Annotated in this window: 20 protein-coding genes; 8 read left to right on the top strand and 12 right to left on the bottom strand. The window is 67.5% G+C overall.

All coding sequences use genetic code 11. The features are described 5' to 3' along the window. Positions 1 to 57: 57 nt before the first annotated feature. From ACFX59_RS13060 to ACFX59_RS13050, 3 genes are all read right to left on the bottom strand, one after another. Positions 58 to 2,814 (bottom strand): TonB-dependent receptor, encoded by a 2,757-nt coding sequence (locus ACFX59_RS13060; RefSeq protein WP_387432714.1) that lies wholly within the window; start codon positions 2,812 to 2,814, stop codon positions 58 to 60. Between the two features lie 576 nt (positions 2,815 to 3,390). Continuing rightward, positions 3,391 to 3,702 carry a hypothetical protein gene (locus ACFX59_RS13055; RefSeq protein WP_387432712.1) on the bottom strand — a complete coding sequence of 104 codons (312 nt, stop codon included), beginning with the start codon at positions 3,700 to 3,702 and terminating at the stop codon, positions 3,391 to 3,393. After that, positions 3,699 to 4,196 carry a hypothetical protein gene (locus ACFX59_RS13050; RefSeq protein WP_387432711.1) on the bottom strand — a complete coding sequence of 166 codons (498 nt, stop codon included), beginning with the start codon at positions 4,194 to 4,196 and terminating at the stop codon, positions 3,699 to 3,701. Before ACFX59_RS13050 ends, ACFX59_RS13055 begins: the two co-directional genes overlap by 4 nt. Positions 4,197 to 4,239: 43 nt before the next feature. On the opposite strand from ACFX59_RS13050, the gene ACFX59_RS13045 reads away from it, so the two are divergent. Continuing rightward, a complete protein-coding gene (locus tag ACFX59_RS13045; protein ID WP_387432710.1) occupies positions 4,240 to 5,061 on the top strand; it encodes a DUF2779 domain-containing protein in 822 nt (273 codons plus the stop codon). Positions 5,062 to 5,071: 10 nt separating this feature from the next. After that, positions 5,072 to 5,392, top strand: a complete 321-nt coding sequence (locus ACFX59_RS13040; protein ID WP_307100931.1) for a hypothetical protein — start codon at positions 5,072 to 5,074, stop codon at positions 5,390 to 5,392. A 21-nt stretch (positions 5,393 to 5,413) separates the two neighbouring features. Here ACFX59_RS13040 and ACFX59_RS13035 read toward each other — a convergent pair whose 3' ends face one another. After that, complete coding sequence (locus tag ACFX59_RS13035; protein ID WP_387432709.1) at positions 5,414 to 5,785, bottom strand: hypothetical protein; 372 nt, start codon at positions 5,783 to 5,785, stop codon at positions 5,414 to 5,416. Positions 5,786 to 5,979: 194 nt separating this feature from the next. On the opposite strand from ACFX59_RS13035, the gene ACFX59_RS13030 reads away from it, so the two are divergent. Further along, positions 5,980 to 6,891: a crotonase/enoyl-CoA hydratase family protein gene (locus tag ACFX59_RS13030; RefSeq protein ID WP_387432708.1), complete on the top strand. Its 912-nt coding sequence runs from the start codon at positions 5,980 to 5,982 to the stop codon at positions 6,889 to 6,891. Here the strand turns inward: ACFX59_RS13030 and ACFX59_RS13025 are convergent, their stop codons facing one another. Next, positions 6,892 to 8,853: a putative bifunctional diguanylate cyclase/phosphodiesterase gene (locus tag ACFX59_RS13025; RefSeq protein WP_387432706.1), complete on the bottom strand. Its 1,962-nt coding sequence runs from the start codon at positions 8,851 to 8,853 to the stop codon at positions 6,892 to 6,894. A gap of 118 nt (positions 8,854 to 8,971) precedes the next feature. Continuing rightward, positions 8,972 to 9,217, bottom strand: coding sequence for a hypothetical protein (locus ACFX59_RS13020; protein WP_387432705.1), 246 nt, complete (start codon positions 9,215 to 9,217; stop codon positions 8,972 to 8,974). A 182-nt stretch (positions 9,218 to 9,399) separates the two neighbouring features. Between ACFX59_RS13020 and ACFX59_RS13015 the strand changes: the two genes are divergently transcribed. Next, on the top strand, positions 9,400 to 11,769 hold the full coding sequence (locus ACFX59_RS13015; RefSeq protein ID WP_387432704.1) for a membrane-bound PQQ-dependent dehydrogenase, glucose/quinate/shikimate family: 2,370 nt from the start codon (positions 9,400 to 9,402) through the stop codon (positions 11,767 to 11,769). A 48-nt stretch (positions 11,770 to 11,817) separates the two neighbouring features. Here ACFX59_RS13015 and ACFX59_RS13010 read toward each other — a convergent pair whose 3' ends face one another. From ACFX59_RS13010 to ACFX59_RS12990, 5 genes are all read right to left on the bottom strand, one after another. Next, positions 11,818 to 12,804 carry an amidohydrolase family protein gene (locus ACFX59_RS13010; protein ID WP_387432702.1) on the bottom strand — a complete coding sequence of 329 codons (987 nt, stop codon included), beginning with the start codon at positions 12,802 to 12,804 and terminating at the stop codon, positions 11,818 to 11,820. A 68-nt stretch (positions 12,805 to 12,872) separates the two neighbouring features. Continuing rightward, positions 12,873 to 13,646 (bottom strand): SDR family oxidoreductase, encoded by a 774-nt coding sequence (locus ACFX59_RS13005; protein WP_387432701.1) that lies wholly within the window; start codon positions 13,644 to 13,646, stop codon positions 12,873 to 12,875. Next, positions 13,643 to 14,554 carry a Brp/Blh family beta-carotene 15,15'-dioxygenase gene (locus ACFX59_RS13000; RefSeq protein WP_387432699.1) on the bottom strand — a complete coding sequence of 304 codons (912 nt, stop codon included), beginning with the start codon at positions 14,552 to 14,554 and terminating at the stop codon, positions 13,643 to 13,645. The genes ACFX59_RS13005 and ACFX59_RS13000 overlap by 4 nt, the downstream gene beginning before the upstream one ends. After that, positions 14,551 to 15,264 (bottom strand): bacteriorhodopsin, encoded by a 714-nt coding sequence (locus ACFX59_RS12995; RefSeq protein ID WP_387432698.1) that lies wholly within the window; start codon positions 15,262 to 15,264, stop codon positions 14,551 to 14,553. The genes ACFX59_RS13000 and ACFX59_RS12995 overlap by 4 nt, the downstream gene beginning before the upstream one ends. Positions 15,265 to 15,423: 159 nt before the next feature. Then, a complete protein-coding gene (locus ACFX59_RS12990; protein ID WP_373424649.1) occupies positions 15,424 to 15,939 on the bottom strand; it encodes a DUF882 domain-containing protein in 516 nt (171 codons plus the stop codon). A 199-nt stretch (positions 15,940 to 16,138) separates the two neighbouring features. Here ACFX59_RS12990 and ACFX59_RS12985 point away from each other — a divergent pair, with 199 nt between their 5' ends. Both ACFX59_RS12985 and ACFX59_RS12980 read left to right on the top strand, forming a co-directional pair. Next, the gene (locus ACFX59_RS12985) at positions 16,139 to 17,569 is read left to right on the top strand and encodes a L,D-transpeptidase family protein (protein ID WP_387432697.1); all 1,431 of its coding nucleotides are present in this window, start codon (positions 16,139 to 16,141) and stop codon (positions 17,567 to 17,569) included. 136 nt (positions 17,570 to 17,705) lie between these two features. Beyond that, positions 17,706 to 18,626: a DUF1080 domain-containing protein gene (locus ACFX59_RS12980; RefSeq protein WP_387432696.1), complete on the top strand. Its 921-nt coding sequence runs from the start codon at positions 17,706 to 17,708 to the stop codon at positions 18,624 to 18,626. Positions 18,627 to 18,639: 13 nt separating this feature from the next. On the opposite strand, the gene ACFX59_RS12975 is transcribed toward ACFX59_RS12980, so the two are convergent. Continuing rightward, a complete protein-coding gene (locus ACFX59_RS12975) occupies positions 18,640 to 19,482 on the bottom strand; it encodes a type 1 glutamine amidotransferase (RefSeq protein WP_387432694.1) in 843 nt (280 codons plus the stop codon). 118 nt (positions 19,483 to 19,600) lie between these two features. Here ACFX59_RS12975 and ACFX59_RS12970 point away from each other — a divergent pair, with 118 nt between their 5' ends. Then, positions 19,601 to 20,689: a radical SAM protein gene (locus tag ACFX59_RS12970; protein ID WP_387432693.1), complete on the top strand. Its 1,089-nt coding sequence runs from the start codon at positions 19,601 to 19,603 to the stop codon at positions 20,687 to 20,689. Then, a complete protein-coding gene (locus ACFX59_RS12965; RefSeq protein WP_387432692.1) occupies positions 20,686 to 21,204 on the top strand; it encodes a metallophosphoesterase in 519 nt (172 codons plus the stop codon). The genes ACFX59_RS12970 and ACFX59_RS12965 overlap by 4 nt, the downstream gene beginning before the upstream one ends. Positions 21,205 to 21,548: the final 344 nt, after the last annotated feature.

Genomic DNA, 21,548 nt, shown 5'->3' with positions numbered 1-21,548 from the left:
GGGCGGAAAGGGAAGGGCGGATCGACCCGTGCGGCCGTCCGCCCTTCAGGGGGGAGATCAGAACCTCGTCGACGCCGACAGATAGAAGGTGCGCCCCGTCCGGCTGGCGAGCTGGAAGGTGTTCGCATTCGTCTGATAGGCGTCTTCATGGGTGTTGTTCAGATTGATGATGCCGCCCGTGAAGCTGAGATAGCTGGTCGGATTGAAGCCCAGCGCCAGGTCCATCTGGGTACGTGGGCGCACGACATGGGTCAGGCCGCTATTGACGAAGAAGCTCGACGCCGCATCCTGCACATAGGAGCTGCGGTGGTTGACCGACAACCGCACGCTGAACATCTCGTCTTCCCAATAGGGCGTCAGGTTCCAGGTCAGCTTCGACAGGTCGCGCAGGTTGAATCCGGTGCCGATCGCGCTGGCATCGGTGTCGACCACGGTGACGTTGCCGACCGCGCCGAAGCCCTTCACGGGAAGGATCGCATCGAAATTCTGCGACGCGCCCAGTTCCAGGCCCTTGATATGGATGACCCGGTCGTCGTTCAGCACCCGGCTGAAGCTATAGTCGGTCTTGAGGTCGGCCGACTGGCAATCGCTGACCACGCCGTTCAGCGCCACGCCGTCATAGGAGGACGGGCAATAGAATTGGGTGAAGGTGCCGTTCTTCACCGCCTTGTAGAAACCGGCCAGGGTGATCGAATTGCCCTTGCCGTGATAATATTCCAGGCTGAGGTCCAGCTGGTTGGCGGTCAGCGGTTTCAGGCGGCTCTCGCCCTGCGCCACCGATACGCTGGGGCGCAGGCTGGTGGTCACGCGGGTGATGGTGTCGGCCATCTGCGTCTGGCTGTTGAGCAGCGGGCGGACCAGTACCTTGGCCGCTGCGATGCGCGCGACCAGATGCGGCGTCACGTCCAGCGCGAAGCTGGCGCTGGGCAGGACATTGCCATAATCCTGCACGACATGCTGCTGGCCGAGCAGGGTCGCGTCGCTGCCGGTGCCGTTGGTCAGGCTGCTGGTGACGTTCTGATGGGTATGTTCGTACCGCACGCCGACATTGCCGCGCACCGGCAGATCGAACAGCGTGCCGTCGATATTGGCCATGGCATAGACTGCCGGGATATAGCGGTCGACCTTATAGGTGTTGGGCCAGTCGGGCGTGTCGGGCACGCTGATGCCCTTGTCGCGCAGGATCTGCTGCCACAGCGGCGCATTGACCGACAGGAAGCTGTGCGGGATCGCCATCGACCCGCCCAGAAAGTCGTTCACCAGCACGCCCGTCTTCGACAGGTCGGGGATCCAGGCATATTCGGGATAGGTCACCGGATCGCTGACATCGGCGTCGCGGTCGTGGCGATAGGCCTTGGTATCGAAACTCTCGTGGTGATATTTCGCACCGAACACCAACGCCTTGATCCCGTGCCAGTCGAGATCCTGGGTCAGGTCGGTCTGCACCGCGCGGTCGCGCGCCGACTGGATATGCGTCGCGCCGTCGACAAAGGCGTACCAGGTGCGGTTGCCCATATTGTAGATCGAGCCGTCGGTCAGGCTGGCGGTGTTCCACTTGACGTTGAACGGATCGGAGATGTCGAGCGTGCCGCCATTCGCGAAGCGCACCTCGTCGATCGTCGCCCATTCGTACAGCTTGGCATCGCCTTGGGTATAATGGCCGATCGCGCGGATATGGGTGGTGTCGGTCGGGCTCCAGCTGACCGTGCCGGTATAGGCCTGGGTCTGGAGCTTGCGCAGTTCGGGCTGGTCGTTGTTGTCGACGTTGAAGCTGCCGATCGAGATGTTGTTCGCGACGCCGTTGGCCGAGCTGTTGACCTTCACCGCCGAGGCGGCCCAGCGGCCGAAGACCATCTGGCGCGTGTCGTAACGGGTATGGTCGCGCGAATATTCGCCCTGGAGCAGCACCTCGAAATTGTCCTGCGGCTTCCACTGGATCGCGCCGCTGCCCATCAGCTGCTCGGTGTCGCGCTCGATCCGGCGATAGCGCAGATTGCCCGGCACCTGCACGTCCGACGCGCCCGCCACGGCGCCGGGCTGATACCAGTTCTTGATGAACAGATAGTCGCCGCGATCCTTCAGCTTCTGATAGCCGACGTCCAGCATGACGCCGATCGTGTCATTGGCGAACCGCTTGATATAGGCGGCGTTGACCTTGGGCGTGACGTCGCCGCGATAGTCGGAATAATAGCCCTTCACGCCTGCGATGAAGCTGGGGCCCTTATAGGCGAGCGGCTTGACCGTATCGATGTTGACCGTGCCCGCCAGGCCGCCCGTATCCATGTCGGCGGTCGGCGACTTGATGACCTGGATCGCGCTGGCCAGGTCGGTCTGGATGATGTCGTAGCGGAAGCCGTCCTTGAAGTCGGCGCTGGCGAAGGTCTGGCCGTTGATCGTGGTGCGCGCATATTGCGGACCCAGGCCACGGATGCTGATCGTCGAGCCGCGTCCGTTGATGTTGGACATCTGGACGCCCGCGATACGCTGGATCGCCTCGGTGATGTTCTGGGCGGGGAACTTGCCGATATCCTCCGACGAGATGCCGTCGGTGATGCGGATGTCGTTGCGCTTGGCGGCCAGCGCGGAGGCGATGCTCTGACGATAGCCGGTGACGGTGATCTCGTCCTGCCCGCCATCCCCGGCGGTATCGGCCTGGGCGGCGGTCTGGCCTGCCCCGGCGGCGGGGCCGCTCGTCTGCGCCAGGGCGGGCGCGGCGATCATCGCCGAGGCCAGCCCGGCGGCGGTGAACGCCGTCGTCTGAAGCAGGCGTTTGCGGCCCGGACGCGACACGCCGTTACGCGGTGACGTAATCATGCATTTTCCCTCCTCTGATCCCGACGCGCGCTCGTCGTGCCGGGCTTCCCCGAGACTGTGCCGGAAAGGGCATCGGCAATCGGCGGGAGGCAGGAGGCGTCATCGACCGGAACGCGAGAAGCGTTCACGAACCGGGATCGACGGTCTCATCTGCTGCGCTGGGACGCGAAGCCTGTCCGGTGTCCATCGTCGCGTCCGTCGTCCGGCCTATGGGCCGTGTACGGCGAATCGCGGCATTGGACCGAAAATGTCTTCCTGCATCACGTTCTTGTAATCTTATGGTCTTATCGGTGACATGGAATGGTCATGCCTGTCAACATGGTGACAACCGGTTTCGCCCCAAAATCGGCATGGGGCATGGCCCATCGGGGATTGTGTCTATATTACAGAGGGATGGGGTCATGAATTTTTCGTCATGATCCCTGGGCGGACCGCATCGCCGTCGTTCGTCGCCCGTCCCGAAAAGCGCGCGGGGTGTCGGAGCGAACCGGACGGTCCATCGAGTCTAAATTGGTACTGCCATCGCTGGCTTGGCCAATTGGCCTGTCCGGCCATGGGGACGGGAGGGCGACCGGATCAGTCGCCTTCCCCGCGCCATCGCTTCGCGCCCCAGCGCATCAGATCGCGCCCCGTCGAGACGAGGCAGAGGTCGGCGACCGCAAAGCCGAGGCCCAGGCGCGGCCATCCATTCGCCAGCAGGACCAGCGGCCATGCGATCGCCGCGAGGATCAGCAGGATGCCGAGCGGCCGCGTCAGCCGGTTCCGCCATCGGCGCGGTTCGATCTCCTGCTCCCAGACGATGACGCTGCCATCGGGCTGGCGCCAGATACCGCGTACTGCCCGCCCGGGATCGCTGCTGACGAAATTACCGGGCGGGTCCCAGGTCACTTCAGGCTGGCTCCAACTAGGACGAGGAGGATGCCGGGATCGATCTTTGCGGGATCGATATAGAAGCTGGTCGACATGGGGTCGTTCGCGAGGACCACGACGTCTTCGAAGCCCAGCTTCCGGCATTTTTCGGGATCGACGCGGGTATAGCAGCGCAGACGCTCACCTGCTGTCGTCAGGCGGACCGCGATGGTCCGTTGCCCCTTGATGCGCATGCGCAGATCCGGAATTTCGGTGAAATAGAGTTCCAGACCGGCCGGGGAGGCATCGATCAAGGTATTGATGAATTGGCTCCCCGCCGGGCTCAACCCGTTGCGGAATGTAAGCTCGCTCAAACTCAGTCCTTCCTCTTCTGCGATTTCAAGCGTCTCGGCATCGGACGTATCGAGATAGGCGTCGACGACGCCGGCGGGGGCAGGGGCGTGCTGTGCGTTGCGCTGTTCGAATTCGGTGCGCTGGAAGGCGGCAAGCTCCTGCGGCAACGCCGCCGCCATCGCCGCTTGCGGTGCCGGTTTGCCGCCGGGTCCCGAATGGCCGGTGTCGATCCTGCCGCGTGGCGCGGGAAAGCGGTTCGCGGCACGCGGCGTCGAGGATCTGACCCGCGTGCCCGTGGACGAACTCCGGTCCGATACCGACCGCCGGATCCAGCGGGCGACGATGACGGGCGCCGTCGAGCATGATCCGGCGGGCGCGGCGGCGGCGACCCGCGACTGGGCCTATCCCCGCATCTGGCTCGATTTCGAAACCGTGTCGCGCGCGCTGCCGGTCTGGCCGGGCAGCCGTCCCTATGAACAGGTGCCGTTCCAGTTCGTCGCCGATATCGAGGAGGCCGATGGCCGCATCGCCCGCCGCGAATTCCTGTCGCTCGACGGCCGCGATCCGCGTCGTGCCTGTGCCGAGGCGCTGGCCGCGCTACCCGCCACCGGCGCGGTGATCGCCTGGCATGCCAGCTTCGAGCGCGGGGTGATCGAACGGCTCGTGCTGGGCTTCCCCGATCTGGCGGCACCGCTGACCAGCCTGGCGGACCGGATCGTCGACCTGCTGCCCGTCGCGCGCGATCACTGGTATCACCGCGACCAGCGCGGCAGCTGGTCGATCAAGGCGGTGCTGCCGACGATCGCGCCGCATCTCGACTATGCCGGGCTGGCGGTGAAGCAGGGCGGCGATGCGGTCGAAGCCTATCTGGAGGCCAGTGCGCCCGACTGCTCGCCGGGTCGCCGCATGGCGCTCGACCGGGCCTTGCGGCTCTATTGCGGGCGGGATGTGGAGGCGATGCGGGTGATCCATCGCCGCCTGATCGAACCCGTGCCCCCGACCGGCGGGGCGGCGGTCTGGGCGAAGGCCGGGTCGGCATGCTAGGGCGCGCACCATGTCGAAATCCCGAAACAATGCCGGTACGGTCGAAGTCGATGGCGCCCGATATGACTGGCACCTGCACAGCGAACCCCATCAGTCGGATGACGAGGGGTGGAAGGGCATGACGATCGGGCTTCTCCAGCACGATGCCAAGCGCGAAGCCCTGGTCGAATTCCCGCCGCCGAAGCGGCTGTTGAAGGGGTTGCCGCGCGGCCGCCTTCAACTCGACGATGCGACGATCACGCGCTGCGTCCGCGCGGCCCTGTCCGCGGGCTGGGAACCGACGTCGCGCGGGCGGCCGGTGGTGGTCGTGGTCGACTCCGACGGCAATTGATCCGGGGGCGGGGCGCGCCCGTCACGGGCTGGGCGGGGCGCTCTGCATCTCGAAGGTGAACCACGCCCCGTCGGCGTGATCGTATAGCTGCACCATCTGGTCGGCCACCTTGGCGGTGAAGTGGCTGGCGCTGCTCCTGTCATAGCCCCGCGCCGTGTCGTCTTCGATCTCCATATGGATCGCGGCGTCGGCGCCGGTGTCGCGCAGTTCGGGCAGGGTGCCGCCGAACTTCGCGTTGCGCTCTCCGTCATAGCCCTGGAGATGCGGCCCCCGCGCCTCCGCCGCGATCCGAAGATGCCGGGCCGTGGACTGGTCGTAGAGCCCGGCCACCTTGCGGCCGGTGACGAAGGCATGGACCGAGGCAGCGACGATCGCGCGGATATGGGGTTGCATGGCTTTGCCTGACACAAGCCATGGGCGGGATCAACATGGCATCGGCCCCTGGGGCGGCCCGCCGCTATCCGGGCGGTGCGAGAATATGCTGTGTTAAGTCTTTGCCACCGCGGCATTTTGCCAAGGGTAGAGGCTGGCCCGCCGGGCTTATCTCCGTCGTGCAGCAATGGGCTGCACGACAGAGAGTATGATCCATGACCGCTTACGACATCAAACTGGCCGCCGACCGTCGCGATCGGCCAACCGCCACGGCCGCGGTGCCGACGGCCAGCGCCATGCTTCGCTTCGAGCAACTCGACACCGACTATGACCCGGACACACAGACCCTGTGGACCGATATGCGGGCGCGGACCCGGCCCAGCTTCAACCCCGAGCTGTTGCAGGATTTCGTCCGGTGGCAGGACGACATCACCCAACTCGTCGATACGGGGGCGATGCCGATCCGCTATCTGGTGCTCGGTTCGCGCTTCCCCGGCGTCTTCTCGTTGGGCGGCGACTTGCACCTGTTCGCGCACGCCATCCGCACCCGCGACCATGCCGCGCTGGTCCGCTACGGCCATCGCTGCGTGCAGATCCTCTACCGCAACATGCGCGGGCTGGACCGCCCGATCGTCACCATCGCGCTGGCCGAGGGCGATGCGCTGGGCGGCGGGTTCGAGGCGCTCCTGTCCTTCCACGTCGTCATCGCCGAGCGCGGTGCGAGTTTCGGATTGCCCGAGACCATGTTCGGCTTGTTCCCCGGCATGGGGGCGCATTGCTTCCTGTCGCGGCGGCTGGGCGCGGCGCGGGCGGAGCAGATGATCCTCAGCGGCCGGACCTATAGCGCCGAGGAACTGTACGAGATGGGGCTGGTCCATGGCCTCGCCGCGCCGGGCGAGGGGCGGCGGATGGTCGCCGACTATATCCGCCAGAACCAGAGGCGGCACAGCGCGCATTGCGCCATCTATGAGGCGTCGCGCGCGGTCAATCCGTTGCCGCTCGAGGAGCTGGAGGCGGTCGTCGACCTGTGGGCGGATGCGGCGCTCCGGCTGACCGAGGGCGATCTGAAACGGATGGAGCGGCTGGTCGCCGCGCAGACCCGCCTGCGGGACAAGGCGGCGCGCTGATCAACTGGCCTCGGGCAGGGGATGCTCCTGCCCGGGGTCATGCGCTCCGACCGCGCGGTCGGCGAACAGCCCGGCCATCTGCTCGGCGGTCATCGGCCGGGCGAGCAGGAACCCCTGCACCGCATTGCACCGCGTCCGGCGCAACTGGTCGAGCTGGGCGGGCGTCTCCACCCCCTCGACCACGGTCCGCATCCCCAGCTTGGCGGCGAGGTCGACGATCGTCTGGATGATCGCGATCGAGGCGGGATTATGTTCCAGGTCGACGACGAAGGACCGGTCGATCTTCAGCGTCTGGAACGGAAACTGGGTGAGGTAACTGAGCGAGGAATAGCCCGTCCCGAAATCGTCCAGCGTGGTGCACACGTCGATCCGGTTGAGTTCGGTCAGCGCCGCCAGCGAGCGTTCGACATCGTCGAGCAGGACCGTCTCGGTCACCTCCAGCGTCAATCGCTTCGGGGGCAGGCCGCTGGTGCGGAGCGCGCTCACGACCGTGGCGGTCAGGTCGGGCGTGCGCAGCTGGACGGGCGACAGGTTGACCGCGACCGTGACCTCGGGGGGCCATGCGCTGGCGGTGCGACAGGCCTGGTGCAGGACCCGGTCGCCGATCGCGACGATCAGGCCGTTCTCCTCGGCGATCGGGATGAACTCGCCCGGCGAGATCGGGCCGAATTCCGGGCTGTCCCACCGCAACAGCGCCTCGCAGGAGGTGATGCCGCCCTGCGCCAGCCCGTAGATCGGCTGGAAGAGCAGGTGGAACTCGCCCCGCTCCAGCGCGCCCTCCATCGCCGCGTCGAGCTGGCGACGGCGTTCGATCTTCTCGTCCATCAGCGGCTCATAGAGGTGGAAGCGCCCGCGCCCGCTTTCCTTGGCGCGGTACAGCGCCAGATCGGCATTCTTCAACAGGGTGTCGGCGTCGCAGCCATCGTCGGGCGCGACGGCCGCGCCGATCGAGGCGGAGCTGCGCAGCCTGTGGCCGCCGAACGGCACCGGCTGTCGCACCAGATCGAGGATCGTCATGCCGATGCTCTCGGCCGTCTCGGTCTGGGCGATATGGCACAGCACCGCGAATTCGTCGCCGCCCAGCCGCGCGACGATGCCGCTGTCGCCGAACCGCGCGTCCAGCCGCCGCGCGACGGCGACCAGCAACTCGTTGCCCGCCAGATGGCCGAAGGAATCATTCACCTCCTTGAACCGGTCGAGGTCGAGCCAGAGCAGCGCCAGCTTGCCGCCCGATGCGGACAGCCCGCCGAGCCGCTCCTCGAAATGCTCGCGAAAGGCGGTGCGGTTGGCCACGCCGGTCAGGTCGTCGCGCCGCGCCATGCGCGCATGATGCTCGGCCAGCGCGGCCTTTTCCTCGGAGGCGACGGTGGCGCGCAGGATCACGGCATAGGTCTGCTGGGTGATGTCCAGCATCGCGATGACGAAGAGCAGGATGACCGCCGCCATCAGCGCCTTGAGCGGATGCAGCGGGATCAGCAGCCCCAGCGCCAGCGGCAGCGAGGCGCAGCAGAGTTGCGATAGCGCGATCAGCGGCCGCCCGGCATTGCGCCCCGCAATCCCCGCCGCATAGCCGATCGCGGTCGTGACGGACAGGAGATGGAGGACGCCGTCCTCTGTCCGGGTCAGCGTCAGCAGCCCGAACAGACCCAGCAGCGCGGAATAGCTGAGGGCCCCCAGGCGATAGCCGCGTTCCTGCTCGCGCACCGTGATCGATCCGCGCGTCGACAGCGTGTCGATGATACGGCCCAGCCCGACCAGGCCGATGCCGATCGCACAGGCGATCAGCCAATGGTCGTCGCTATACCAGGCGACCACCGCCGCGATCGCGCTGCTGGTCAGCGCCCCGATGACCAAGGAGCGGGGAGACGCATAGAGCGAGTCCACCAACACGGCGCGAACCTGCGACGAGATTTGGTGATCGGCCTGCCGCAATCGCTTCATCCGGAGGATTATGCGTTTCATATCAATCTCCTGACCGGTGACTAACGCATCTTTTCCGGGTGTCGATAGGGCTTCGCTCCTCCCCTATATCTGCGGATGCGGGCGACGGGGCGCCCGGTTCGCCGGAACGCCGTGGTCCCTATCGCTTCAGCCGGGCGGCCAGGGCCAGACCCGCCGCGATCTGGAGCAGGCCATAGGCGCGTCGCCGCATCGGGTGCCCGGCGAAGGGGCGGACCATCCCGTCCACCGCGCCGACCCGCGACCGCCACAGCGCGACATGCCGTGTCGGCTGCAACAGGCCCAGCATTCCGTCGCCGATCATGAAGACCGCCGCCATCTCGCCTGTGCGGCGGATGCCGATCCGGGTTGTGCTGGGGTCGATCATGCTGGCTCTCCGAAAAGGCCCCAACGCGGCAGATTGGGATCGGTACCATGATCGGTCGGCCATCGGACATTTCGTGACGCGTATCGCATCGACGCCGCCGCGCCTTTGATGAAAATCAATTTATCTTGGGACTTCAAGACCCTTGGCGCGTTGAGGCGCTTACAGAAACAAGGGGCAAGACGATGGCGCGGATATACCGGCTGGTCCTCGCATGGTGCGTGGCGATCCTGGGCGGCTTCTTTGCGGTGGCCGGGGGCGTGCTCGCATCGCTGGGCGGATCGCCCTATTATCTGGTCGTCGGTGTCGCGTTGGTCGCGAGCGGGGCGCTGCTCGGACGGGGGAGCCCGCTGGGCCGCTGGCTGTTCGTCGCCATCTGGGGCGGCACGCTGATCTGGTCGCTCTGGGAGGTGGGGCTGGACGGGCTCCAGCTCGTCCCGCGGCTGGTCGCACCGACCGTGCTGCTCGGCCTCGTACTGCTGACGGGACTGCATGGCCGATCCTGGCGGTCGCGCGCGCGTGCGGTGCCCGCGCTGGCGGCAGGGCTGGTCGCGCTGGGGATCGGCGCCTGGGGGCTGCGAGGGCAGGGCGTCGAGGCGCAGCAGGCGCCGACCGGCGTCGCGATGCCCGCCGCGCCGACCGGGGAAGCGGATGGCGACTGGCGCGATTATGGCGGCACCCTGTCGGGGCGGCGTTACTCGGCGCTGGCGGACATCACGCCGCAGAATGTCGGGCGGCTCGAACTCGCCTGGACCCAGCGGACCGGCGATCTGCCGATGGCGGCGGAGAGCCAGACGCACAAGCGCGAATATCATTCGGAAGCGACGCCGATCCATATCGGCGACACGCTCTATACCTGTACGCCGCATTCCTTCGTCCAGGCGATCGACGCGACGACCGGCAAGACGAAATGGAGCTGGCACGAGGACGCGCCGATCCAGGGCAACAACTATCTGGTGTGCCGTGGCGTCACCTATTTCGAGGCGCCTGCGGGGACGCCTTGCCCGCATCGTATCTTCGCGCCGACCTTCAACGCGCGGCTCGTCGCGCTCGATGCGGATACGGGGCGGCCCTGCACCGGCTTTGCGAACAACGGCGCGATCGACCTGCGCACCAATATGGGCACGTCGCGGCCGTCCGACCAGATCGGCACGACGCCGCCGGTCGTGGTCAATGGCCGGCTGATCATCGGCGAGCGGATCATCGACAACGTCAATCGCGACATCCCCTCGGGCGTGGTGCGCGCTTATGATCCGGTATCGGGCGCGCCGGTCTGGGCCTGGGACGTGGGCCGGTCGCAGGATGCGATCGCGCCGCTGCCCGAAGGCCAGACCTATACGCGCGGCACCCCCAATGTGTGGGGGGCGATCACCGCTGATGCGGCCAACGGCATCGTCTATCTGGGGACGGGCAATGCCTCGCCCGATTACTGGATCGGCTATCGCCGTCCGTTCGACGACCGGTTCGGCTCGTCGATCGTCGCGCTCGACATCGCCACCGGCAAGCTGCGCTGGACGCGGCAGCTGGTCCACCGCGACATGTGGGACATGGACCTGCCGATCGGTCCCTCGCTGTTCGACTATCGCGCGCCCGACGGCCGCGTGATCCCGGCGCTGATCCAGACGACCAAGATGGGGCAGGTCTATTTCCTCAACCGGCTGACCGGCGCCCCGATCGCGGCGATCACCGAAAAGCCGGTGCGCACCGACGGCGCGACGCCGGGCGTGCGCGTGTCGCCGACCCAGCCCTTCTCGACCGGGATGCCCAGCTTCACCCCGCCCGCGCCGACAGAGGTCGCGACCTGGGGCGCGACGCCGATCGACCAGCTCTTCTGCCGCATCGACATCCGCCGCGCGCAGGGGACGGGCATCTATCAGCCGATGGGCCTGCGGCCGATCATCGGCCACCCCGCCTTTGACGGCGTCACCGACTGGGGCGGGGCCGCCGTCGATCCGGTGCGGGGCATCATGACGGTCAACACGATGGAGATGCCGTTCAAGCTGTGGCTGATGCGCCGCGACGACCCGCGCGTCGCATCGCTGATGAAGCAGAAACAGGGCGGCGAGAATGCCAAGCAGGCGCAGCTCCAGACCCAGTACAACACCCCCTATGTCGCGGTGGTGAAGGCGTGGGTGGGAATCTTCGGCGCGCCCTGCGTCGCGCCGCCCTGGGGCCATCTGACTGCGGTCGATCTGGGCACCCGGCGCATACTGTGGAAGAAGGTGCTGGGCACCGCACAGGATACCGGGCTGTTCGGATCGCATCTGGGCGTGCCGTTGAAGACCGGGGTGCCCAATCTGGGCGGCTCGATCATCACCGCGGGCGGGCTGGCGTTCATCGGCGCGACGACCGATCAGTATCTGCGCGCCTATGACCTGAATACCGGCAAGGTGGTGTGGCGGGCGCGGCTGCCCGCCGGGGCGCAGGCGACGCCGATGACCTATCGCGGGCGCGACGGTCGCCAATATGTCGTCATCACCGCCGGTGGCCATGGCGCGCTAGGCACGCGCTATGGAGACTATACGCTGGCCTATGCGCTGCCCAAGGCGAGTTGAGGAGGCGGGGCGGCGGCGGGATCGCCTGCCGCCGCCGGGCGGGCCGCTCTATCCGACCGCGCCTGTCAGCCTTTCCCAATTGCCATGCGCCAGCCCCCGCCGTGCCGCCTCGTCGAGCGGGACGGTATCGAGGAACCGGCGCGGGGCTCCGCCGGGCCGGTACTGATAGGGAAAGTCGGTCGAGAAGAGCAGCCGCTCCGGCCCGACGATCTCGAGGCAGCGTTGCAGATAGGTCTCGCTCCACATGCCGCTGGCGGTGACATAGAGATTGCGCCGGGCATAGTCCGCCAACGGGCGTTGCAGGGTCAGCGCGCGTTCGAAGACGGCGGCGGTCCGCTCCAGATAGAACAGCACCACCTCGCCCCAATGACCCAGGATGATCTGGAGGTCGGGCAGCGCATCAAAGACGCCGGCCGCCGCCAGCCGGATCCATTGCAGTCCGGCCTCGTAATGCCAGCCCAGCCCGAAGGCGGCGAGCGCGAGGTCCGCCGTCTCGCCGATCCCCGAATAATTGGCCTGGCGCACCTCGGCCAGCGGTGTCTGCGGATGGATGAACAGCGGCACGCCGAGCGCCGCCGCGCGGGCCAGAAGCGGGCGGAAGTCGGGATGATCCAGATGGCGCTCGCGCGTCCGCCCGCACAGTAGCGCGCCCTTCAGCCCCAGCTCGCGCACCGCGCGCTCCAGCTCGCGCGGCGCGGCGTCCGCATCGGGCGTCGGCAGCGCGGCCAACCCCTGGAAGCGGTCGGGATGCCGCGCGCAGGCCTCGGCGATCCGGTCGTTGACCCGCCGCGCCATGTCGACCGCGACGCCGGGCGCCAGATTGTGGAGCCCCGGCGTGGTGAGCGACAGGACCTGCACGTCGACGCCCTGCTCGTACATCAGCGCGATCCGCGCTTCGCCGAGATCGGCCAGCCGCCGCCCATTCTCACCGCCATCGGCAAAGGCCGAGACGGGGTCGTGCGGCGGCGGGGCCGCCTGCCACGCGTCGCGCACCTCCTGGGGAAGGATATGTTCCTCGATCGCAATCAGACGCATCGGCAGGTCCTTACGAAGAAGGCATTTATAGCCCTGCGCGCGGCGCGCGGGAAGCGCGGCGGCACGGGTCAGGCATCGCCCGCCTTGCGCTGGGCGGCGGCGCGTTCGGTCAGCGTCTTGAGCGTTTCGTCGAACCGACCCTCGCGTTCCGCCTGACGCAGGAACTGCACCTCGTCGACCAGGATCTCGGACGGGGTCGGGTCTTGCGCGAACTGCGCGGCGACGGCATCGGCAAAGGCCTCCAGCGGCATATAGCCCGGACGCCTGGCCTGACCCGGCGTCAGGTCGGTCTGGACGCCCGGCGGGGCCAGCTCGATGACCTCGACCTTGCCCGCCAGCTGGGTGCGTAGCGACACGGTGTAGGAATGGATCGCCGCCTTGGTCGCCGAATAGGTCGGCGTGGCCACCAGCGGCACGAAGGCCAGGCCCGAGGTGACGTTGACGATCGCCGCATCGGGCTGGGCGACCAGATGATCGATCAGCGCGTTGGTCAGCCGGATCGGGCCGAGCAGGTTGGTCGTCACCGTCGCCTCGGCATCGGACAGGTCGCGTCGGCCGGTCAGGTCCTCGAACCGCATGATCCCGGCATTGTTGAACAGGATGTTCAGCGCGGGGAAGTCGGCGACGACCTGCCGCGCAAAGGTCTGGACGGCGGCATCGTCCTCGACGTCCAGGACGGCGGTATGGATACGCTCCCGTCCCGCCGCCGCGCGGTCCAGCGCGTCCTGTCGCCGCCCGGCGATGATGACGGTATCGCCGCGATCGTGGAACCGGTGCGCCAGCGCTTCGCCGATGCCGCTGCCGCCGCCGGTCATCAGGATCGTATTGCCGTTGGTCTTCATGGGGTTGCTCCTTCCCGCCGGGGCGGGATCATGGTCGGGGGAATCCTCGGCAGGGGAACTCGATACGATCCATGCCTGTTCCGGGGCCAAAGCGGGCGGCCATGCGTCCGATCGCGGCCAAAGGCGGGGGTGACCAGCAGATGCGGCATGGCCAGCGCCGCGATCGCGGCGAACAGGCCGCGAATACCGCTCGCCTCGACATGCAGGAACAGCGACACGACCAGCCCGGCGAGCAGCACCGCCGCGATCAGGATCGGGCCCGTCCGGCACAGATAGGCGCGGTGGCTGGCACAGCCCATCCGCCGTCGCCGCTCGTCGGTCTGCGGCAGCGCGTGGAGAAGAAGGAAGCCGACCGAAAACCCGACCAGCGGCGGCAGGAAAAACAGCGCGGCGGTGGTGATCGCCAGCAACGGATCGCATCGCCGACCCGCGCGGAAGAACAGCAACCCGCCGGCGACGCCCCCTGCGGCGATCAGCGCGGCCAGGACGGGGGAGGGGACCGGCATGCCGCCCGCCAGCGTCAGCAGCGCTTCATAGCCCCGGGGATGGAGCACCGCCGGTATCGCGATCAGCCCGATCCCGAGCGCCCCGCGCTGGAGCCGCGAAATGGCGGCGTCCTCTTCCGCCGCGAAGTGCAGCGCGGAGGCGATCAGGAACAGGGGCAGCGCGATGGCGGGAAAGGCGCTCCACCAGGCCAGGCAGATCAGCGACACGCCGCCGTACAGCGCCAGGAAGGATCGTCGCCTTGAGGGGGGCACGACCGCCAGGTCGCTCGCTCCATGCGCCATGCCGATGACGCCGATCGCCAGGATCGCAAAGCCGAGCTGCACGCCCAGCGAACCGAAGGAGGCGGCCAGGGCCGCCCCCGCCAGCACGCCCCGGCCGAGCGCCAGGGCAGGGCGCGTCACGCGCGCGCGTCGCGGTGGTCGGTCCCGGACCGCAGCGCGTCGTCCAGATTGCGGGCCGCGTAGAAGGCATAGACGACCTTCGCGACGACATCCATGATCAGGATCGCCCAGACCGAGGTCGGATCGGAAATGATCTTCAGCCCCTCCGGCCCGATCAGGAAGACGATCGGATAGAGGAACCAGATCACCGTCAGGAACGCGACATTCTTGCGATAGGCGGCCCCCATCGCCGCGCCGCGTTCGACCGCCATGGCGCGCAGCGGCCCCCAGAGCAGATAGAGGACACCCGCAAAGGCGGCGCAGGACCAGAGATACCAGACCCATTTCAGCACCGGCACCATCGCCAGCGACGAGATCAGCCCGGTCGCGATCATCAGCACGTCGAGGACGATGATCGCGGTCAGATAGCCGCCGACTTCCCCCGTCTGCCCGCGATCGTGAAAGGCCAGCAGCACCAGCCCCGCCAGCAGGATCGGCGTCGTCACCGACCAGTCGGCATAGCGCGCCAGATAGACCACCGATCCGTCGATATGGACCAGCGTACCGATCCCGAACGTCATGGCGAGATAGGCGGTGGCGGCGATGAAGGGCACCGTCGCGTGCAGCATGGTGTGGTGCAGGGCGGGGGGCGCCTTGCTGCCCTTGGCATAGATGGCGAGCGAGCCCAGCGACATGATCGTAAAGCCGACCAGAAATGCGATCCAATCCATCGACCACTCTCCCGTTACGGGACGACGGCAGGCCGACCCTGTCGACTTAACCGAGGTTTGGCGCTGTCGATCCGGCATGACGAAAATGTTAATCGGCGGCGGCCCCGCACTGGCTTGCGCGAGGATCGCGTCATGGGCCCGAACCGGCGGTCGCCCCGGTCAGCTCCAGTGGCGCAAGGGGCCGGTGTCGACATGGACGAAGCCGTCATGCGGATAATAGCCGACCCCGCCGCCACGCAGCGACAGCGCCGCGTCGCGCAGCCGGTTGAGCGGCACGCCCGGAATGGCGATGTCGGTCGCCTTGCCCAGCATGTGCTGGCTCTTGCTGGCGACGCCGTGCGAGCGGGCATGCATCGCGCCGTTGGTCTTGGGGCTGCGATAGCCCGACACCAGCCGCAACGGCTTGTTCGGCGCGATGTCGAGCCGGTCGCGCAGATGGACCAGCAGGTCGAGCAGCCGGGGATCCATCGTCCGCGTCGCACCGGTCCGCCAGTCGCGCATGGCATGGTTCAGCTCGGCCAGCCCATCGGCGCGGTAGCGGCCATTGGCGAAGAAGCACACGTCACAGCGTTCGCGGGTATTAGCGTTGACCAGCGCCAGCCGACGCTCCGGCGTGCGCGCCGACACGCGTTCCGACAGGGCCGCCATCACCAGCGCGGCGGTGCCGCCGCTCATCAGGTCTCGGCGTGAAAACAAGGAGTTGGGCAAGGTTCGATTCCGTCGAAGAGGGATGGCCGCTTCTACCGCACAGGGCTTAACACCGTCGCCCGGCCGCCTGCCCCTTGTCGCACCGACGCCACCATTCGCCCGATCCGCAGGCTCGGGAGCCGCTTCGCTCCCCGTGCGTTTCAGGAGCGGAATGAGGGAGTTGCACGTGCATAAACGGATGGGGACGTCACTGGCATTGGGCCTGATACTGTCGGCATGCGGTGGCCAGGTCGCTTCGGATCAGAATGCCTCCGCGCAGGCGGACCAGCCGGCGGGCCCCGCGACCTGGAGCGACCGGACTCGGTCGCAGCTTCGTCAGGCGATCGAGGGACGCGTGGCGCATGGGCTCGACCACATGGCGTTCGATGCGACGGCCAGCAACGACGCCGCGCTGAACGAACAGGCGCTGCGCTATGCCGCGGCGCTGGCGCGCGGCGCGACCGACCCGACCAAGCTGTACGAGGTCTATACCGTGCCCCGGCCCTCGCCCGATCTGAAAGCCGGGCTGGCCGCCGCGTTGCGTGCCGGTAACCTGACCCAGTGGCTCGACGGCCTTGCGCCGCAGGATGCCAATTACAAGCGTCTGTCCGACGCCTATGGGAAGCTGGTCCGCCAGCCGCAAAATCCCGACACCCGGATCGAGGGCAATGGCGAGGCGATCAAGCCCGGTGCGACCGATCCCCGCCTTCCGGCGATCGCGCGCGAACTGGTCGTGCTCGACTATCTGGCGCCCGACGCCGCGCGGGGCGACAGCTATGCGCCCGCCATGGTCGATGCGGTGCGCCGGATGCAGGCCGATTACGGCATGAAGCCCGACGGCATCATCGGCAGCGAGGCGCTCGCCATCCTCAACATGTCCGATGCGGACCGCGCGCGCGCGGTGGCGGTCGCGATGGAGCGGCTCCGCTGGCTGGAGCGCCGCCCGCCCGCGACCCGGATCGACGTCAACATTGCCGCCGCGCGCCTGACCTATTGGCGCGACGGCAAGATCGTCGATGCCCGCAAGGTGGTGGTCGGCGAGCCGGATACCGAGACGCCGCAGCTGGGATCGCCGATCTTCCGGCTGGTCGCCAACCCGACCTGGACGGTGCCCCGCTCGATCGAGAAGAAGGAGCTGGCGAAGAAGGGCCCCGGCTATCTCCGCGCGAACAACATGGTGTGGAAGGACGGCTGGATCGTCCAGCAGTCCGGACCCAAGAACTCGCTGGGGCTGGTCAAGTTCGACATGCAGAACGACCATGCCATCTATCTGCACGACACCCCCGCCAAGGCACTGTTCGGCATGGTTCAGCGACAGCGCAGCCATGGCTGCGTCCGGGTCGAGGACGCGCTGGGTTTTGCCGAGATGCTGGCCAGGGACGAGGGCGTGCTCGACGAATGGCACAAGGCGCGCGAGACCGGCAAGGAGACGTTCGTCAAGCTGCCGCACCAGATTCCTGTCCGGCTGCTCTATCAGACGGTCTTGTTCGACGATGACGGCGAACCGATCGTGCGCAACGATCCCTATGGCTGGGACGACCGGGTCGGTGCCGCGCTGGGCTTCAAGGCGGGCAAGGCCCTGCGGGTCCAGAGCGGCGCGGCCGATGTCGGTCCCTGATCGGGCCGACCGCGTCGCAACTTTGATTCAGCGCCACGAAATCAGGCTCGCCTGTTAGCGATAACGCGCTATGATCGCTCGACAATCACCGAACGGGTGGGAGAGGGGAGCGATGATGCGGTTCGATCGAGCATGGATGGCGCTGGCCGTCATGGCCACACCGGCGCTGGCGCAGGATTCCAAGGAACAGGCCCGCGTTATGGCGGGCGAGCCGGTGACCGCGCCGCAAAGGCTGCGGCTGGTCGATCTGCCCAAGGCGACGGGCAAGCGGGTCGCGCTGTTCGACGGACGCAGCCTGACGGGCTGGGCCCCCTGGCTGGGCTATGCCGATCCGTCGATCACCTATCGCGCCGACCCCGGTGCGCGCCCGATCGGCGCGGGCCGCGATACCGGCGGCGACTTCGCGGTCCGGCAGGTGGACGGCGCACCGGCCATCTGGGTGAAGGGGCAGACCTGGGGCAGCCTGGTCCACCGCGCCGATCTGCGCGACTATCATCTGCGGTTGCAGTTCAAATGGGGCGCCAGGACCTGGGCACCGCGCGCGGATCAGCCGCGCAACAACGGCCTTCTCTATCACAGCCATGGCGTGCCCGGTGAGGTGTTCGGCACCTGGCGACCTTCGGCCGAATTCGAGATCATGACCGGATCGACCGGGATGATCGTCGCGGTCGGGGGCAAGGTGCGCGGGCATACCGATGTCGCCTTCGACCCCAGGCTGATCGCGCCGCATCTGCGCTATCGCCTGGGCGGGCGACAGGTCGATATCGTCAACGGGACGCCGACCTGGAATGTCGAGGCGGCGACCGATGCCGAGCGTCCGGTCGGTGCCTGGAACACGCTCGACCTCTATGTCGTGGGCGATCGTGCGGTGCATGTGGTCAACGGCGTGCCGGTCGCCGAGGTGCGCGACCTGGCGATGATCGCCCCGAACGGCTCCCGCCAGCCGCTGACCCATGGCCATATCCAGCTTCAGTCCGAGGGCGCCGAAACCTGGTTCCGGGCGATCACGGTCGAGCCGATCAGGACGCTGCCCCGGATCGTCACGGCAAAGCCATAGGCGCCGGAGGGGTCTAACCCCGCAAGCCAGGCAAATTGTCGAGGAAATTGGCGATTTCCCGGCGGCGCAGCCCTTCCTCGGCAAATTCCCCATCGACCCCCAGCCGCCAGCGAAGGGCGCGGCTGTTGGGGGCGTCGTGCAGCGCATCGATCTCGGCGGCGCGGGCCCGGACCTGGTCTTTCTGCTCGGCCAGCCCTGCCTCGACCAAGTCGGCCGCCTGTGCCGCGATCGCGATGGCGATCTCGCGCAGGGCGAGTTCGGGATGATATTGCACGCCCCAGAAGACGCCCCGGTCGAAGCGTATCTCGGCGGCCTGCACCCGGGTCACCGCATTGCTCGCCAACAGCGTGGCGCCGGGCGGCAGCTCCAGCACCTCGTCGCCATGGACCGCCGGGGCGTCCCAACTGGCCGGGCGGCCCGCGAGCAGCGGATGCGCCCGCCCAGCCTCGGTGGCGCTGATCCGGCGGGCGATCCCCGCCTCCATCCGCTCGGGCATCTTGCGCACCCGCCCGCCCGCAGCGGCGACGGCGATCTGCAACCCCGCGCACGACCCGAAGGAGGGAACGCCTGCGGCAAAGACCCGCGTCATGAAGTCGAGCTGGCGGCGCACCTCGGGCCCGTCGTCATAGACGTGCATCGGCGACCCGGTCAGGAATATGGCATCGAACGCCGCCAGCCGCTCGACCGAGGGCATCGCCCCGTCGTCATCGGCGGGCGAGAGGATGCTAGTCTCGACCCCCGGCTGCATTTGCTTCAGGGTCGCGGCATAGGTTTCGCCCGAACTCTTGCCGGCCCGCTTCCGCCGTGCCTGGCGTTCGTCGGGCAATTCGCTCTGGGCAATCAGATAATGGGGCACATGCGGCTTTCGATGGTGAGCAGGGGTAACGCCCGGTCCGGCGGGTGGCTGCGCAAATGGCCCACCCGGCACGAAAATTCCGGTGGACCATCGGAAGGCCCGGATCGTTGAGCGGAGGATGGCCCCTGCCGCAGACTCCCAGACAGCCCGACCGGCACCATGGCGACCGCGCCGGTTGCTGGTCACCCGCTCCGCGCTGACCTTCCCCCATGGCCGCGCCATCGCCGAGCGCGCCGCCGCGCTGGGGGTGGCGGTCGAGGCGCTGCCGGGCGACCGCCTGTCGCTCGACCTGCCCGACGATCCGCGCCGCGCCTATGCCGCCGCCAAGACGACGCTGGCCGTCGTCGTCGCCCCGCCGTCCAAGCGCCGGCTCCAGCCGATCGCCCCCAGCGCGGACTGGCGGGTCGATCTGGCCGAAGGATGCCCGGCGCATTGCAGCTATTGCTATCTCGCCGGGTCGCTGAAGGGCCCGCCGATCACCCGCGTCTATGCCAATCTGGACGAGATCCTCGACGGCCTTCCGCCCTATCTGGGGCAGGGGCAGATCACCTCGCGCAACCGCGACCGGATGGGTGAGGGGACGACGTTCGAGGCGTCCTGCTATACCGACCCCCTGGCGCTGGAGCCGATCACCGGCTCGTTGTCGACGGCGATCGGCTGGTTCGGGCGCTGGGACGCGCCCGTGCAGTTGCGCTTTACCAGCAAGTTCGCCGATGTGGGGCCGCTGCTGGATATCGATCACCAGCGACGCACCCGGATGCGCGCTTCGATCAATCCCCGGATGTTCGCGCGGTTCGAAGGCGGCACCTCGCCGGTCGCCGACCGGCTGGCGGCGCTGCGGCGGATGGCGATGGCGGGCTATCCGGTCGGGCTGACCATCGCGCCGATCATCGCGGCGGCGGGCTGGCAGCAGGCCTATGCCGAGCTGCTGGCCGATGCCGGGGCGGCGCTCCGGGATGTGCCCGATCTCGACCTGACTATCGAGTTGATTACCCACCGCTTCACCGCCGGGTCCAAGGCGGTGCTGGACAGCTGGTATCCGGGATCGTCGCTCGACATGGGGGCCGCCAACCGCGTGACCAAGCGGACGAAGTTCGGGACGGAGAAACAGGTCTATGATAGCGCGACGATGCGGGCGCTGCGGGCCTTTTTCGAAGCGGAGATCGCATCGGCGCTTCCTTCGGCCCGGATACTCTACTGGACATGACGATCTTCTTCACCGCGGACACGCATTTCGGCGATCACCGCACGATCAACATCTGGAAGCGCCCCTTCGCCAGCGTCGCGGAGATGGACGCGCTCCTGATCGATCGCTGGAATGCGGTCGTCGGGCCGGAGGATAGCGTCTGGCGTCTGGGCGATGTCGCCAGGCGACCCGCCGACGTGCCCGACCTGCTGGCCCGGCTTCACGGCACCAAGCATCTGCTGCGCGGCAATAACGATCCCGACGCCACCCTCATGGCCCAGGGTTGGGCCAGCGTGGGGGATTATGCCGAGATGGAGGTCGACGGCCATCGGCTCGTCCTCTGCCACTATCCCTTTCGCAGCTGGAACGGCCAGCACAAGCGGGCACTCAATCTCCACGGCCACAGCCATGGGCGGTTGAAGCCTCTGCTCCGTCAATATGATGTCGGCGTGGATGTGCATGATTTCACGCCGGTCACCCTCGAACGCCTGCTCGCCACGCGTGGGGAGCCGGGACGCACCGTCCGACCGGGATGATGCATGAGTGATTCTGGGCGGTGATTCGGTGTTGTGACGTATGGGGCGGGATAAGGTTCCGGCTGGTGCGGGGCTGGCGGTGTGGCACAAAGCGTTGTTTTTGTGCCTTTTTCTCGGATTTTTTAAGAAAAGTGAAAATCTGTTGTTGACGGTTCGGGGCAACCCCGCCTAGAGGGGTTTCACCGCAGCGGTGGCCGACACGGTCGACCGATGCAGTCACGACAGATCGGCGCACTTGAGGCCCTGGGAACGGGGTTCATGGAGTGTTGCCGGTATTTGTTGTCGGCTCTTTGACATTGTAGGTTAGATGAAGGGACATGCGGGCGGCGGCTTGGCGGTCACTC

This window comes from Sphingomonas sp. NCPPB 2930, from assembly GCF_042867205.1.
In the GTDB taxonomy this organism is placed as follows: domain Bacteria; phylum Pseudomonadota; class Alphaproteobacteria; order Sphingomonadales; family Sphingomonadaceae; genus Sphingomonas.
This window is presented reverse-complemented; position numbering and strand designations above follow the sequence as displayed.

Bases quoted from the DNA above. Each gene is read 5' to 3' on its own strand.
- ACFX59_RS13060 (WP_387432714.1), bottom strand. From the start codon at position 2,814: ATGATTACGTCACCGCGTAACGGCGTGTCGCGTCCGGGCCGCAAACGC.
- ACFX59_RS13050 (WP_387432711.1), bottom strand. From the start codon at position 4,196: ATGGCGGCGGCGTTGCCGCAGGAGCTTGCCGCCTTCCAGCGCACCGAA.
- ACFX59_RS13040 (WP_307100931.1), top strand. From the start codon at position 5,072: ATGTCGAAATCCCGAAACAATGCCGGTACGGTCGAAGTCGATGGCGCC.
- ACFX59_RS13035 (WP_387432709.1), bottom strand. From the start codon at position 5,785: ATGCAACCCCATATCCGCGCGATCGTCGCTGCCTCGGTCCATGCCTTC.
- ACFX59_RS13030 (WP_387432708.1), top strand. From the start codon at position 5,980: ATGACCGCTTACGACATCAAACTGGCCGCCGACCGTCGCGATCGGCCA.
- ACFX59_RS13025 (WP_387432706.1), bottom strand. From the start codon at position 8,853: ATGAAACGCATAATCCTCCGGATGAAGCGATTGCGGCAGGCCGATCAC.
- ACFX59_RS13020 (WP_387432705.1), bottom strand. From the start codon at position 9,217: ATGATCGACCCCAGCACAACCCGGATCGGCATCCGCCGCACAGGCGAG.
- ACFX59_RS13015 (WP_387432704.1), top strand. From the start codon at position 9,400: ATGGCGCGGATATACCGGCTGGTCCTCGCATGGTGCGTGGCGATCCTG.
- ACFX59_RS13010 (WP_387432702.1), bottom strand. From the start codon at position 12,804: ATGCGTCTGATTGCGATCGAGGAACATATCCTTCCCCAGGAGGTGCGC.
- ACFX59_RS13005 (WP_387432701.1), bottom strand. From the start codon at position 13,646: ATGAAGACCAACGGCAATACGATCCTGATGACCGGCGGCGGCAGCGGC.
- ACFX59_RS12995 (WP_387432698.1), bottom strand. From the start codon at position 15,264: ATGGATTGGATCGCATTTCTGGTCGGCTTTACGATCATGTCGCTGGGC.
- ACFX59_RS12990 (WP_373424649.1), bottom strand. From the start codon at position 15,939: ATGAGCGGCGGCACCGCCGCGCTGGTGATGGCGGCCCTGTCGGAACGC.
- ACFX59_RS12980 (WP_387432696.1), top strand. From the start codon at position 17,706: ATGGCGCTGGCCGTCATGGCCACACCGGCGCTGGCGCAGGATTCCAAG.
- ACFX59_RS12970 (WP_387432693.1), top strand. From the start codon at position 19,601: ATGGCCCCTGCCGCAGACTCCCAGACAGCCCGACCGGCACCATGGCGA.
- ACFX59_RS12965 (WP_387432692.1), top strand. From the start codon at position 20,686: ATGACGATCTTCTTCACCGCGGACACGCATTTCGGCGATCACCGCACG.